Raw genomic sequence first — 14,796 nt, 5'->3', positions numbered from 1 at the left:
GGGGGGGCGGGGGGGGGGGGGGTGGGGGGGGGGGGGGGGGGCCGGCCGGGGGGGGGGGGGGGGGGGGGGGGGGGGGGGGCCCCCGGGGGGGGGGGGGGGGGGGGGGGGGGGGCCCCCCCCCCCCCCCCGCCCGCCGGTCCCGTGGGTCTCAGTCGGTCCTGGCGGACGTCCCGAGGCGGAAGGCGACGAGACGGAAGTCCCCGTGCAGCGTCAGCCGTAGGTCATGGACTCCGGCCGGCGGAGTGGCGAGCTCGGCCGCGATCGTCGTCCACGTGTGGCGGTGGCCGGTGACCGGCACTCCGATCTCCGCGAGGAGCAGCTCACCGGCGTGCAGTTCGAGCCGCGCCTCCTGGGGCCCCTCGTCCTCGCGTGCGGCCTCGACCTCCACGCGTACGGCTCCGGAGAGGTCGACGTCGCGGAAGAGGAGCGTCGCCGGCCGCGCCGGGTCGGCCGGTGTCACGGCGTCGCCGCTGGTGCGGGTGGCGTCGACGAGGGTGAGGTCCGCGTGGTCGTCGAAGTCGACGGTCAGGGTTCGACGTCCGACGACCACGCGGGGTGCGGGGGCCGCCCCGGTCACGGTGAGCGGTGCGGTGAGGAGCTGGTCCTCTGCGGAGCGGGCGACGGTGATCTCGTACGTTCCGGGGTCGACGGTGAAGGCACGGGTGGCGACGTCCCAGTGGGCGAGCTGTTCGGCCGGCAGCCGGAAGGTCAGCTCCTGGCTCTCCCCCGGTTCCAGGCGGACCTTGCGGAAGTCGGCGAGGCGCCGCCGGGGGGCCTCGTAGCGGGCGTCGAGGGCCCGGACGTACAGCTGCACGACCTCGCTGCCGGGCCGGGCGCCGCTGTTGGCCAGTGTCACCGAGATGTCGACCGTGCCGTCCTGGGCGATCGACCGCCGCGACAGGCGCAGGTCGCGGTGGACGAATTCGGTGTAGGAGAGCCCGTGGCCGAAGGGGTAGAGGGGCACCGACCGGTGGTACTGGTAGGTCCAGCCGGCCTTGATGATGTCGTAGTCGAGAGGGTCGGGCAGGGGGTCGTCTCCCCGGTACCAGGTCTGCGGCAGCCGGCCGGCGGGCTCGGCCTCCCCCAGCAGCACGGCGGCCAGCGCGTGGCCGGTCTCCTGCCCGCCATGGGACGTCCACACCACGGCGGGCAGGTGCTCGTCGGCCCAGTCGACGGCGTACGGGTAGCTGCTCATCACGACCAGCGCCGTCTCCGGGCGCACGGCCGCGACGGTGCGCAGCAGCTCCTCCTGCGCCTCGGGCAGTTCGATGCCCGCCCGGTCCTCGGTCTCCCGGCCGTTGATCATCGGATGGTTGCCGAGGACGACGACCGCCGCGTCGGCGGCTTCGGCGGCGGCCCGTGCCTCGGCCGCGCCGTCGCGCAGCAGCTCCCGCCGCCAGCGTTCGGCGGCGTCCGGGTTCTCGGCGGTGACGGTCACCCGGCCGTCCGTCGGGTCGACGGCGGCGTACCGTCCGGTGAGTACGGAGCGCAGGCGTATGTCACCGTCTCCCGCCTGCTCCAGGCGGAAGGTCTCGTGGATCTCCCAGCTCTTGAGGACGTCCTGGTCCGCCGCCAGTGCGGCGTCGTCCTTGAGGCTCAGGTAGCGGCGGGTGTCGGCGGCGCGCAGCGTCACGACGCCGCGGCCCCAGTCGACGACGTCGAACGAGGTCTTGCAGAGGAGTTCGCCTGTGGTGCGGGAGCGCAGGGCGATCCGGTCGGAGCCGTCGGCATGGACCACCTCGCCGCCGTGGGCGCCGAGCTCCGCGGCGAGTCCGGCGGCGACGGTGACCTGGTACGGCAGGGTGCCGCTGTACCAGTCCTCGCACAGCATGTCGGCGAGCGGGCCGATGACGGCGATCCGGGGTGCGTGGTCCGGGTCGAGCGGCAGCAGGCCTTCGTTCTTGAGCAGGACGACCGACTCGGTCGCGGCGTGCCAGGCGAGGGCGCGGTGCTCGGGACAGTCGATCACCTCGGGGCCGATTCCGGCGTACGGGTCGAGTTCCGGGTCGAACTCTCCGAGCCGGAAGCGGAGTTCGAGCTGGCGGCGTACCGCGCGGTTCACGTCGGTCTCGTCGATGAGGCCGCGCTCCAGGGCCTCGCGGAGTCGACCGACGGGCGTCGCGCTGTCCTCGCCGTGGTCGGTGAAGCTGTCGATGCCGGCCTTGAGCGCGGCCGCGTGGGACTCGGCGTGGTCGTCGAAGTAGCGCTCCGGGTCGACCAGGTTGGACGGCGCCTCGGCGTCGCTCACCACGAACAGCTCGTGTCCGGTGGGCTCCGCCCAGCGGCGCAGTTCGTCGTTGATGAGCGGGGTCACATGGCAGGGACGGCCGTTGACCAGGTTGTACGCGGCCATGGCGCCGGTCGCGACTCCCGCGGCGACGACGGGGCGGAAGGCCGCCAGGTCGTACTCGTGCAGGACGCGCGGGCGTACCCCCGAGGAGGTCGTGCAGCGGTCGTCCTCGTTGTTGTAGGCGAGGAAGTGCTTGAGCACCGGGGCCGCGCGCAGATACGTCGGGTGGTCGCCGGACAGGCCGCGGCAGAAGGCCTCGCCGAGTCGGGCGGTGTGCGCCGGGTCCTCGGAGTAGCCCTCCTCGTTGCGCCCCCAGCGCGGGTCGCGCAGCAGGTTCAGTACGGGGGCCCAGGCCTGGAGGCTGTTGGGGGCGCGGTCGGGGGCGATCACCGGCGCGCGGTGGCGGTGGAAGGCGCGCAGTTCGAGCGAGACCGCCTCGCCGACCCGGCGCACCAGGTCCTCGTCCCAGGTGGCGCCGAGGCCCACGGCCTGCGGGAAGACCGTGGCCTCCCCCAGCCAGGAGACGCCGTGCAGGGCCTCGCTTCCGGTACGGAAGGAGTCGACGCCGAGGCGCGGGACGGCCGGCGCGTACTGGTGGAGCATCGCGAGCCGCTCGTCGAGCGTGAGCCGTTCGAGCAGGTCGTCGACGCGCTGGGGCAGTGGGAGCGCGGGATCGCGGAAGGGCGGCAGTTCGGCCGCGGAGGCGGACAGGGAACTCACGTGGACAACCCCTTGGCAGCTTGGGCGGTGTGGCGTTCGTCGAAGCGCTTCGACAGTGCCATCGACCTGCAGGGCTGTCAATGAAGCCGTCAAGAGAAACTTTCGCAGCGTCAAGGGGGTTGTTTCGCGCGAAACTTGTCCGTTACTTTCACCGCCAGCCAGGCAAGCGCTTCGACTGCCAAGGCAAGCGCTTCGACGCTGCGACGCTTCGATGCTTCGACGAGAAGGGTTCCTCCCGCATGAGAACCGAGTTGAACCGCAGGACCTTCGTGAACGCCGCCGCCTCGATCGCGGGGACCGCCGCGCTGGCGCCGCTGCTGAGCGCCTGCGGCGGAGGCGGCGACCACAAGAGCGGCGCGAACACCGCGCAGGGTCTCAAGGCGGCGCTGCCGGCCCATGTGCCCAGCACCTCCGTCAAGCCGGACATCCCGTCCGTGGCCGGCGGGCCCGACGCCGCGACCGACCCGGGCTTCCTCTCCTACCCGTCCTCCCCCGCCACGACCGTTTCCGGCGTCCCCGGCAAGGGCGGCTCGTACACGGCGGTCACACCCCTGTGGGGCACCGTCCCGCCGGCCGGCAACTCCTTCTACCAGGCCATGAACAAGGCCCTGGGCGTCGAGCTCACGATGAAGCCGGCGGACGGGAACAACTACCACACCATCGTCCCGACCATGACCGTCGCCCAGAAGCTGCCGGACTGGATCCAGCTGCCCACCTGGTGGAACGCGAACTTCAACGTCGGCGCGCTGGCCGGGACCCAGCTCGCGGACCTCACCCCCCACCTGTCCGGCGACAAGATCAAGAAGTACCCCAACCTGGCAGCCATACCCTCGGGCGCCTGGCAGACCGGTGTGTGGGGCGACAAGCTGTACGGCATCCCCTGCTTCTCCACCAGCTTCGCCATCCCCGGCGTGACCTTCTTCCGCCGGGACATCCTCGAATCGCGCGGCATCACCGCCGGCCAGGTGAAGTCCGCCGACGACCTGATGAGCCTCGGCAAGGAGCTGACCGACGCCAAGCGGGGGGTGTGGGCCTTCGACGACCTGTGGACCTTCCTGTACACCTCCTGGGGCGGGCCCCTGAAGTGGCGGGTCGACAACGGAAAGCTGGTCCACCTGTTCGAGACCCAGGAGTTCCTGGAGGCGCTCGACTGGCACCACCGCCTGGCCAAGTCCGGCTACATGCACCCGGACGCGCTCGCGGGAGACGTCGCCAACGGCAACACCCGCTTCTACAGCGGAAAGGTACTGATCCAGGGCGGCGGCACGAGCGGCTTCAACATGGCCGACCACCAGGCAGGCACCGCAGCCGACAAGAACTACCGGCGCGGCGCCTTCGACATCTTCGCCGCCGACGGCAGGAGCAAGCCCGTCGTCTACATGGGCGGCTCCACCTCCATGATGAGCTACCTCAACGCCCGTCTGAAGCCGGCCCAGATCGAGGAGCTGCTCTCGGTCGCGAACTACCTGGCCGCCCCCTTCGGCAGCGCCGAGTACACGATGGCCAACTTCGGCGTCGAAGGCGTCCACCACACCCGCGTGAACGGCGAGCCGACCTACACGGACGACGGCAAGAAGTTCGTCCAGACGCAGACCTTCCCGTTCCTCTCCGCCCCGTCAGCCGTCATCAGCAGCCCGGGCGACGCGGAGGTCACCAAGTACGCCGCGGCCTGGCAGGCCGCCAACGTCAAGGCCCTCACCAAGCCGCTCTTCTGGGGCATGAACTACACCATGCCCCAGCCCATCGCCACCGCCGAGGCCGCACAGGCGGTGGCGGACATCATCAAGGACTGCTACCACGGGAAGAAGAAGGTCTCCGACGTGCAGGCCGCGGTCTCGGCCTGGAAGTCCGGCAGCGGCGACCGGCTCAAGCAGTGGATGACCGAGAACGTCCTCGAGAAGTACGGCACGGGCCAGTGAGCACCGCGCGGGCGGAGCGTCCGGCGGGACCGGTGCGGTCGAACTGGCGGATCAGACTGCGGCGCGACCGGTCGCTGCTCCTGATGACCGCGCCCGCGGTCGTCCTGCTCCTCGTGTTCGGCTACGTCCCGCTGTTCGGCGTGGTCACCGCCTTCCAGGAGTACGACCCGCTGGTCGGGGTCATGCAGAGCCAGTGGGTCGGCCTCGACCAGTTCGACCGGCTCCTCGGCGACCCGTTGTTCTGGGACGCGATGCAGAACACCGTGTACCTGAGCTTCGTCCAGCTGATCCTCTTCTTCCCGGTGCCGATCGCGCTCGCCCTGATGCTCAACTCGGTGCTCAGCGAGCGGCTGCGCAACTTCGTCCAGTCCGTCGTCTACCTGCCGCACTTCTTCTCGTGGGTGCTCGCCCTCACGATCTTCCAGCAGATGCTGGGCGGCGCGGGCGCGCTCAACCACTTCCTGCGGCAGCACGACATCGGCACCTGGGACATCATGTCCGACCCGGACACCTTCGCCCTGCTCGTCACCTCCCAGGCGATCTGGAAGGAGGCCGGCTGGGGGATCATCGTCTTCCTCGCGGCCCTCAGCGCGATCAACAGCGAGCTGTACGAGGCGGCGGCCGCGGACGGTGCGGGGCGCATGCGGCGGATGTGGCACATCACGCTGCCGGGCCTGCGCGGAGTCATCGTGCTGATGCTGGTGCTGCGCCTGGGCAACGCGCTGTCGGTCGGCTTCGAACAGTTCCTCATCCAGCGCGAGGCGGTCGGCCGCGACGCCGCGGACGTGCTGGACACCTTCTCCTTCTACTACGGCATCGCCACCGGCGACTACAGCTACGGCGCGGCGGCGGGCCTCTTCAAGAGCGTGCTCTCACTGCTGCTCATCTGGGGCGCCAACCGGCTGGCGCACGCCTTCGGCGAGGACGGGTTGTACCGGAAATGACCGAGACGCTCACGATCAGGTCCAGCGGCCGCACACGCGGCGACGCGAAGGTCTCCCGCGGCAGGGCCCGAAGCACCCGCCCGGCGTGGGAGGAGCCGCCGACCGCCGTCGGCCGGGCGGCCAAGGGGCTCACCCTCGGGGGGACGCTCGCCGTCGTCCTGGTGCCCCTGTGGATCGTCGTCCTGACCAGCTTCTCCACCCCCGGGGCGATCAACCGGGCCGGCGGCCTGGTGATCTGGCCGGACGGCCTGACCACGGTGGCGTACCGCCAGATGCTGGAGGACTCGACCGTCCTCACCGCGCTCCTGGTGAGTCTCGGCATCACGGTGGTCGGCACGGCGGTGTCCATGGTCGTCTCGATCCTGTGCGCCTACGGACTGTCGCGGCCGCGGTCACTGGGACACCGCTTCGTCCTGGTCCTGCTGATCATCACCATGTTCGTCAACGGCGGCCTCATCCCGACGTTCCTGGTGGTCACCGGACTGGGCGGCTACGGCGCGTGGTGGGCGCTGATCCTGCCGGGCGCGGTCTCCGTCTTCAACATCCTCGTCCTGCGCGCGTTCTACTCCGAGACCTCGGGCGAACTGATCGACGCGGCACGGATGGACGGTGCGGGCGAGTGGCGCATCCTGTGGTCCATCGTCCTGCCCACCTCCCGTGCGGTGACGGCGGTGATCGCCCTCTTCTACGGCGTCGGGTACTGGAACTCCTTCTTCAACGTCATGCTCTACATGCCCACGGACAGTGAGAAGTGGCCCCTCCAGTACGTCCTGCTCACCTACGTCAACCGGGCCACCGGGATGCCCGGCTCCTTCAACGGAGGCTTCGGCAACGTGGCGACGCAGACCGCGCCGCTGTCGCTGCAGATGGCCGTCGTCGTCCTCACGCTCGTCCCCCTGCTGCTCGTGTACCCGTTCGTGCAGAAGCACCTGCGCACCGGCGTGCTCACCGGCGCGATCAAGGGATGAGCCGCGCGACCGCCCCCGGTGCCGGAGCCGGCACCGGGACAAGGAGAGCGGGGCTCGTGACACTCTCCGACGTGGCCCGTCACGCCGGCGTCTCGCCGAGCACGGTCAGTTACGCGCTCAGCGGCAAGCGTCCCGTCTCCGACGAGACGAGGAACCGCATCGAGCGGGCCGTCGCGACGCTCGGCTACCACCCCCACGCGGGTGCCCGGGCCCTCGCCGGCAGGCGCTCGCACATCATCGCCCTGATGGTGCCGCTGGACACCGACGTGTACGTGCCGACGATGACGGAGATCGCCATCGCGGTCACCGTGCGGGCCCGCGAGCACGGCTACGACGTCCTCCTGCTCACCCATGACGAAGGCCCCGAGGGCGTGCGGCGGGTGGCCGCCAGCGGACTCGCCGACGGCGTGATCCTCATGGACGTCCGACTGGACGACGACCGCGTCGCCGTCCTGCGCGCCCAGGGCACACCGGCCGCGCTCATCGGCCTGCCCGACGACCCGGCCGGAGTCTCCTGCGTCGACGTCGACTTCGCCCTCGCGGGCGCGCTCTGCGCGGACCACCTGGCCGACCTCGGCCACCGCGACGTCGCCTTCGTCGGCTACGGCAGCGGCGTCTACCGGCGGCACGCCGGCTATGCCGAGCGCACCCTGAGCGGCTTCCGCGCCCGTGCCGAACAGCGCGGCCTGCGCTTCCTGCACCGGCCGTGCGAGGGCACGTACGAGAGCACGGCGGGCACCCTGTCCCGCGTCCTCGCCGACCGTCCGGACACGACCGGGTTCGTGGTGCAGAACGAGGGCGCGATCGGCCCGCTCCTCAGCCTGCTCCGTGCCGGCGGGCGGATCGTGCCGGAGGACGCCTCCGTCGTCGCCATCTGCACCGAGCCGCTCGCGGAGCAGCACTCTCCCCGGCTCACCTCCGTCACCGGTCCGAAGCGGGAGCTCGGACAGGCGGCCGTCGACCAGGTCATGGCCAGGATCACCGCGGTCGCCGAGGGCGAGGAGCCCGAGGACGAACTGCGCGTGATGCCCCCGGAACTGGTGATCCGCGAAAGCACCGCACCGGCCCCGCGCCGCAGCCCCCGTACCTGACGACAGCCCAGAGGAGGGTTCCGCGCATGACGACACGCCGGCTCACCGACCGCCTCGGCGGCCTCGCCTTCGGCGGGGACTACAACCCCGAGCAGTGGGACGAGGAGGTCTGGAAGGAGGACGACGAGCTGATGCGCCGGGCGCGGGTCAACCTGGCCACCGTCGGCGTCTTCTCCTGGGCCCTGATGGAGCCCGAGGAGGGCCGCTACGACTTCGCCTGGCTCGACGCGCACCTCGACCGCCTGCACGCGGGCGGCGTCGCCGTCGACCTCGCGACCCCGACCGCCTCTCCGCCGCCCTGGTTCACGCTGGCCCACCCCGACGCCCTGCCGGTCTCCCCCGACGGCACCCGGCTGACCCACGGCAGCCGGGACACCTACTGTCTCGCCGCGCCCGCGTACCGCCGGGCCGCCCGCCGCATCGCGTCCGCGCTCGCCGAACGGTACGGCGACCACCCGGCCCTTGCCCTGTGGCACGTGCACAACGAGTACGCGACGCTCTGCTGGTGCAAGCACACCGCGGCCGCCTTCCGGGTCTGGCTGCGCGCCCGCCACGGCTCCCTCGACGCCCTCAACGAGGCCTGGGGCACCACGTTCTGGAGCCAGCGGTACACGTCGTGGGAGCAGATCCTGCCGCCCCGCGCCACCCAGTGGCACCAGAACCCCGGCCAGGCCGTGGACTTCCGGCGCTTCTGGTCGGACGAGACCCTCGCCGCCTACCGCGAGCAGCGCGACGCGATCCGCGCCCACAGCGACCGCCCGGTGACGACCAACCTCATGCTGCCCGGGTACCAGAACCTGGACCTGTGGGCCTTCGGCCGCGAGGTCGACCTGGTCGCCGTCGACCACTACCCCACCGCTCCCGGGGTGGGCGCCGCCGCCGACACCGCCTTCGGAGCCGACCGGGCCCGCTCCTTCGGGGGCGGCGCCCCCTGGCTGCTGATGGAGCAGGGCACGAACACCGTGTACGCCGGCGACCGCGTCCTCGCCAAGGAACCGGGCGACATCCGCCGCCACAGCCTCGGCCACATCGCCCGCGGCGCGGACGGCACGCTGTTCTTCCAGTGGCGCCAGTCCCGGGCGGGCTCCGAGCAGTGGCACTCGGCGATGGTCCCGCACGCGGGGCCGGACAGCCGTACGTTCCGCGAGGTCACGGCCGTCGGGGAGGAGGTCGCCCGCCTCGGGGAACTGGCCGGATCCACCGTCCGGGCCGAGGTCGCCGTCCTGCACGACTCCGATGCCTGGTGGGCGCTGGAGGTCGACGGACTGCCGTCGGCCGGACTCGACTACCACTCCGCGCTGCGCCGCGCCCACCGGGCGCTGTGGGACGCCGGCGTCACGGTCGACTTCGCCCACCCCGAGCACGAGCTGAGCCGCTATCGGCTCGTCGTCGCCCCGGCCCTCCTCCTGCTCTCCGACGCGGGCGCGGCGAACCTGAGCCGCTACGTCGCCGACGGCGGCACGCTGCTCGTCCAGCCGTTCAGCGGCGCCGTCGACGAGCACCTCCACGCCCGGCTCGGCGGCTATCCGGCCGCGCCGCTCCGGGAGGCGCTGGGCATCCGGATCGAGGAGTACCGCCCACTGCGCCGCGACGAGGAGACCGTCCTCTCCGACGGCTCGCGCGCCACCGAGTGGAGCGAGTCCCTGCGTACGGAGGGCGCCGAGGCCCTCGTCACGTACACCGGAGGCATGCTCGGCGGCCGGCCCGCGCTCACCCGCCACGGGTTCGGCGCCGGGCAGGGCTGGTACCTCTCCACGCGGCTCGACGACACCGGTTACGCGGCCCTGGTCACCCGCCTCCTCGCGGACGCCGGCGTGGCGCCGGACCTGCCCGGCCTCCCGTCCGGCGTCGAAGCCGTCACCCGCCACGCCCCCGGCGGCCGCCGCTGGCACATCCTGATCAATCACCGGGCCGACGTCGTGCCCCTCCCGGAGCCGGCCCACGACCTGCTGACGGACGGCCTCCTGCACGAACTGCCGCCCGGCGGCTGCGCGGTCGTCCGCCCCGGCTGACACCGGTCGCCGAGGGAGGAGACCACCGTGCCCGACGAACCACGGTTGATCCACGGGGGCCATCAGGCCCTCGCGGTGGACATCGCCGTCGACCAGGACGGCACCGCCCGGCTGACGCGCCTCGGCGCGCCCGGCTCCGACCCGCGTGCGGAAGCGCCGCTGCCGCTCGTGGTGGTGATGGTCGCGGCCACGGCCGCCACTGGTCCGCGCCGAGGTGCTGTACCCCTCCGGCGGGCGGTCCACGTCCACCTGGCGGGCGGACACGGCCGAACTCGCCCTGAGCCTGCCCACGGCTCCGTCGGCGGTCCTGCTCCGCCTCGTCCACAGCCCCGTCCCGAACATCCAGATCCCCGAACGGAACTGTCCCCATGTCAGACGGCACCGTCAGCAACCCCGTGATCCCCGGCTTCCACCCGGACCCCAGCATCTGCCGCGTCGGCGACGACTACTACGTCGTCTGCTCCAGCTTCGAGTACTTCCCCGGCATTCCGGTCTTCCACAGCCGGGACCTGGTGCACTGGGCCCAGATCGGCAACGCCCTGGACCGGCCGGGCCAGCTGCGCCTGTACCCCGACACCGCGTCGTCGGGTGGGATCTACGCGCCGACGCTGCGCCACCACGACGGCCGCTTCTGGCTGATCGTCACGAACGTGGCCGAGGGAGAGGGCAACCTGCTCTTCACCGCCACCGACCCCGCCGGGCCCTGGTCCGACCCGGTCAGACTCCCCGGAGTACCCGGCATCGACCCGGATCTCAGCTGGGACGAGGACGGCACCTGCTGGTGCACCGTCGCGGGCGTCTCGCAGATCCGTCTCGACCCGTACACCGGCGAGACGTCCGGCGAGCCGCGGCAGCTGTGGTCCGGCACCGGCGGCGCGGCCCCCGAGGCGCCGCACCTCTACCGGATCGGCGACTACTGGTACCTGATGATCGCCGAAGGCGGCACCGAGCGCGGCCACGGCGTGTCCGTCGCCCGCGGCCGGACGCCCGCCGGCCCCTTCGAGCCGTGCCCGGCCAACCCCGTCCTCACCCACCGGAGCACCGATCACCCCATCCAGAACACCGGCCACGCGGATCTCGTCCAGGGCCCCGACGGCTCGTGGTGGATGGTGCTGCTCGGCGTGCGGCCGCGCGGCGGGACCCCCGGCTGGCACGTACTCGGACGCGAGACCTTCCTCGCCCCGGTGGAATGGGTGGACGGCTGGCCGGTCGTCGGCGAGCTCACCATCCGTATGCCCGCGCCGGCCTGGCCGCTCCACCCCGTCCCCGACGTGCCGGTCCGGGACGACTTCGACCAGGCCGAACTGCAGCCCTGCTGGGTGTCGCTGCGCGAGCGCCCCGCGCGGCTGTGCACGACGAAGGAACGGCCGGACTGGCTGACGCTCCACGCCGCCGGCGACTCCCTCGACGAGCCCGACGTGGTGTTCGTCGGCCGCCGCCAGCAGCACCTGTCCTGCGGGGCACGCACACGGGTCGATCCCGCGGAGGGACGCGGCGGCCTGGCCGTCCGCCTGGACGAACGGCACCACTACGAGATCGAGGCGGCTGCCGGAGAGGTGAAGGTGTTCGCCCGCGTCGGCCCGCTCCGTACGGAGGTGGCGTCCCGTCCGGTGGCCGCCGGACCGGTGGTTCTCGGCGTGGAGGTCGCCCCGCACCCGCCGGCGGACGCCCGGACGGGACCCGACCTCCTCTCCTTCGGGGTCGAGGAGCCGGACGGAACGTTCACCGTGCTCGGCACGCTCGACGGGCGCTATCTGTCGACCGAGGTCGCCGGCGGCTTCACGGGCCGGGTCATCGGCATGTACGCCGCGGCCGGCACCGTCCACTTCGACTGGTTCGACTACGAGCCTCGACCGGCCTGATGACCGCGGCTCGGGCCGCGGCCCTCGGCGGCCTGACGACCGGGGTCAGGAGGGGGCCTTCGGCGACGTGACGACCGGGGTCAGGGGGCGGCCTTCGGCGGAGCCGTGCTCCCCCGGACGGTGAGGGTGGTCGCGATCTCCAGTCCCACCTGAGGAACCTCCTCGCCCCGGCCGAGCGCCAGGGCGAGCTCGGTGGCGGCCGACGCCATCTCGGCGAGCGGCTGATGGACCGTGGTCAGCGGGGGATCCACCCACGCCACGGTCGGCACGTCGTCGAAGCCCACCACGCTGAGGTCGTCGGGGATGCCCAGCCCCAGCTCGCGCGCGGCCTGGTAGACCCCGAGGGCCTGCATGTCGTTCGCGGTGAACACGGCGGTGGGGCGATCGGGGCGGGACAGCAGCTCACGCGCCGCGGCGTAGCCGTGCTCGCGCGTGAGCTGGGTCTTGACCACCAGCTCCGGTTCCATGGGCAGGCCGACCTCGGCGAGGGCGGAGACGTAACCGGAGAGCCGGGCGAGACAGAAGGAATGATCCGGCCCGCTGATCATGGCGATGCGCCGGTGCCCCAGGTCGAGCAGGTGCCGGGTGGCGGCCTGACCGCCGCGCCAGTTCGTGGCGCCCACGAACGGCACGCCGTCGGGCAGTTCGTCGACGGGGTCGAAGACGACGAACGGAATGCCCTTCGCCGTCAGCTGCTCGCGCTCCGCCTCGGACAGCTGCGCCACCGACAGCACGCACTGGGGGCGCCGCTCCACGGTGTCGTCGAAGGTCCTGCCCACCGGTTCACGGAGTCCGAACTCCGAGACCAGCACCCCGACGCGGTTCCTGCGGGCCACGCGCTCCACACCGCGGATGATCTCCACGGCCCACATGCTCTCCAGCTCGCGGAACACGAGCTCGACGAGGTTGCTGCGGCTCTTGGGAGGCTTGCGGTACCCGTACTGGTGGATCAGCCCCTCGACACGGGCACGGGTCTCGTCCGAGACCCCGGTCCGGCCGTTGAGCACCTTCGACACCGTGGGCACCGAGACGCCCGCGGACTCGGCGATGAACGCGATCGTCACCGACACGGGACCGCCGCCGCGCTCCCCCGCGCCCTCCGCCGCAGGCTCTCCCGCTCGCTCGTCCGCCACGGTTCCCCTCCCCTCCCTGCTGCCGGCCGCCATTCTGGCATCTCCTGATCGCGACCGGTGCGTCATACAACGTTCAATCAGTCGGCGGCGGGGGCGGCATCGTGCCCAGTCCGGGTGCGGGTTCCGGCCAGACCAACAGGACGGGGCAGGGCGCGTGGTCGACGACGAACCGGGCGGCCGGACCGAGACTCCGCGGACCGAGGTGCGAACGGTCCCCGTCGCGGGCGAGGACGAGCAGATCGGCGTCCTCGGTGGCGGCGACGACCTCACGTTCGACGCGCCCGGTCCGCTCGACCGGGGTGCTGGGGCGACCCAGTCGCTCGGCGGCGGACCGCAGGAGCGCTTCGGCCGATGCCGCGGCGAGGCCTTCCACCCGGGTGCCGGGGTCGCGTTCCGGGTGGCCCCGCCCGAGCAGTCCGGCGAACGCACCGTGCGCCGCGCCCGGGACGTCGGCCGGTGTGACGTGCAGCAGGACGACCTCCGTACCCGCCGGCGCATGGGCGCGGGCGGCGTCCACACAGGCGGGCCAGGTGCCCTCCACGATCCAGACGACCACGGCCATGGGTCAGCCTCCTCCGATCACGGTCAGCGAGCCCCACAGCGCGATCACCGCGGCGCCGAGGCTCGCCGGGACGGTGTACACACCGAGCCGGGTGAACTCCCTCAGTTCGACCTCGGCGTCGTGGGAGTGCACGATGCGCCGCCACAGCAGGGTGGCGAGCGAGCCGGCGTAGGTGAGGTTGGGCCCGATGTTCACCCCCAGCAGCACCGCGAGGACCGCACCGGGTCCCGACGGCGCGGTCAGCGGCAGCAGTACCAGCACCGCGGGCAGGTTGTTGATCAGGTTCGCCAGGAGCGCGGCGAGCCCGGCGAGGCCGAGCAGCACCGGCAGGGAGTCACCCGCCGGGATCAGGTGGCCCAGCGCCTCGTCCAGCCCGTTGTCCACCACTGCCCTGACCACGATCCCCAGGGAGAGGACGAAGGCGAGGAACGGCACCGACGCCGACCGGAGCAGTGCGCCGGAGGTCGTGCGGCGCTGGACCAGGGCGCGTACCGCCAGCACCAGTGCTCCCGCACACGCCGCCCACGCCGGGTCGACGCCGGCCACGGAGGACAGCGCGAACCCCACCAGGGTGCAGCCCACGGTCACCAGCGCGAACAGCGGCAGCCGCGGCGTCTCGGTGGTGGGCGCGGCCTGCGCCCCGGCGTCCAGGTCGGTGGCGAAGAAGCTGCGGAAGACCGCGTACTCGACGGCGATCGCGGCCAGCCACGGCAACGCCATCAGCGCGGCGAACCGCGTGAAGGTCAGCCCGCTGACCGTGAACGCCAGCAGGTTGGTCAGGTTCGAGACCGGCAGCAACAGGGAGGCGGTGTTGGACAGGTGCGTGCACGCGTACACATGCGGTTTGGGGCGCACGCCGAGCCGCGCGGCGGTGGCGAACACCACGGGGGTGAGCAGCACCACCGTGGCGTCCAGGCTCAGTACGGCGGTGATCGCCGAGGCCGCCAGGAACACCTGCTTGAGCAGCCGTCGTGGCCGGCCCTCCGATGTGCGGGCCATCCACGCACCACAGGCACGGAACAGCCCGTCGTCGTCGCAGAGCTGGGCCAGGACCAGGATGGCCGCCAGGAAGCCGATCACCGGGCCGAGCCGTTCGGCCTCGTCGAGCGCGTCGTCCAGGGGAACCGCTCCCGTGACGATCGCCAGAGCCGCCGCCGGAACGGCGACGACGGCCTCGGACCAGCCGAAGGGCCGGATGACCGCGCAGGCCAGTACCAGTGCGAGCAGGACCGCGGACAGCGCTTCGGCGAGCGGGGTGTTCAGACGCGCATCCTTCCCCGTACGAAGTCGGACAT

The 14,796-nt window shown here is 72.3% G+C and carries 10 protein-coding genes; 6 read left to right on the top strand and 4 right to left on the bottom strand.

The genetic code is table 11. The features are described 5' to 3' along the window. Positions 1-148: 148 nt before the first annotated feature. A complete protein-coding gene (locus ACF07V_RS37995; RefSeq protein ID WP_392160636.1) occupies positions 149-3,001 on the bottom strand; it encodes a glycoside hydrolase family 3 C-terminal domain-containing protein in 2,853 nt (950 codons plus the stop codon). Positions 3,002-3,249: 248 nt separating this feature from the next. Here ACF07V_RS37995 and ACF07V_RS37990 point away from each other — a divergent pair, with 248 nt between their 5' ends. From ACF07V_RS37990 to ACF07V_RS37965, 6 genes are all read left to right on the top strand, one after another. After that, entirely contained in the window at positions 3,250-4,929 is a 1,680-nt protein-coding gene (locus ACF07V_RS37990) for an ABC transporter substrate-binding protein (RefSeq protein ID WP_392160627.1), read from the top strand. After that, positions 4,926-5,873, top strand: a complete 948-nt coding sequence (locus ACF07V_RS37985; RefSeq protein ID WP_392160625.1) for an ABC transporter permease — start codon at positions 4,926-4,928, stop codon at positions 5,871-5,873. Before ACF07V_RS37990 ends, ACF07V_RS37985 begins: the two co-directional genes overlap by 4 nt. Further along, positions 5,870-6,841 (top strand): carbohydrate ABC transporter permease, encoded by a 972-nt coding sequence (locus ACF07V_RS37980; RefSeq protein ID WP_392160623.1) that lies wholly within the window; start codon positions 5,870-5,872, stop codon positions 6,839-6,841. The genes ACF07V_RS37985 and ACF07V_RS37980 overlap by 4 nt, the downstream gene beginning before the upstream one ends. Further along, positions 6,838-7,932, top strand: coding sequence for a LacI family DNA-binding transcriptional regulator (locus tag ACF07V_RS37975; RefSeq protein WP_392160621.1), 1,095 nt, complete (start codon positions 6,838-6,840; stop codon positions 7,930-7,932). The genes ACF07V_RS37980 and ACF07V_RS37975 overlap by 4 nt, the downstream gene beginning before the upstream one ends. Before the next feature lie 26 nt (positions 7,933-7,958). Continuing rightward, positions 7,959-9,944 carry a beta-galactosidase gene (locus tag ACF07V_RS37970; RefSeq protein ID WP_392160619.1) on the top strand — a complete coding sequence of 662 codons (1,986 nt, stop codon included), beginning with the start codon at positions 7,959-7,961 and terminating at the stop codon, positions 9,942-9,944. A gap of 368 nt (positions 9,945-10,312) precedes the next feature. Then, positions 10,313-11,806, top strand: a complete 1,494-nt coding sequence (locus ACF07V_RS37965; RefSeq protein ID WP_392160617.1) for a glycoside hydrolase family 43 protein — start codon at positions 10,313-10,315, stop codon at positions 11,804-11,806. An 80-nt stretch (positions 11,807-11,886) separates the two neighbouring features. Here ACF07V_RS37965 and ACF07V_RS37960 read toward each other — a convergent pair whose 3' ends face one another. From ACF07V_RS37960 to ACF07V_RS37950, 3 genes are all read right to left on the bottom strand, one after another. Then, a complete protein-coding gene (locus ACF07V_RS37960; RefSeq protein ID WP_392160634.1) occupies positions 11,887-12,870 on the bottom strand; it encodes a LacI family DNA-binding transcriptional regulator in 984 nt (327 codons plus the stop codon). A 142-nt stretch (positions 12,871-13,012) separates the two neighbouring features. Beyond that, complete coding sequence (locus tag ACF07V_RS37955) at positions 13,013-13,501, bottom strand: universal stress protein (protein WP_392160616.1); 489 nt, start codon at positions 13,499-13,501, stop codon at positions 13,013-13,015. 3 nt (positions 13,502-13,504) lie between these two features. Next, positions 13,505-14,764: an SLC13 family permease gene (locus ACF07V_RS37950; protein WP_392160632.1), complete on the bottom strand. Its 1,260-nt coding sequence runs from the start codon at positions 14,762-14,764 to the stop codon at positions 13,505-13,507. Positions 14,765-14,796 lie beyond the last annotated feature (32 nt).

This window comes from Streptomyces sp. NPDC015661 (genome assembly GCF_043077765.1).
Classification (GTDB): Bacteria; Actinomycetota; Actinomycetes; order Streptomycetales; family Streptomycetaceae; genus Streptomyces.
Note: the sequence above shows the minus strand (reverse complement) of the source record. Positions and strands in the feature narration are given on the sequence as shown.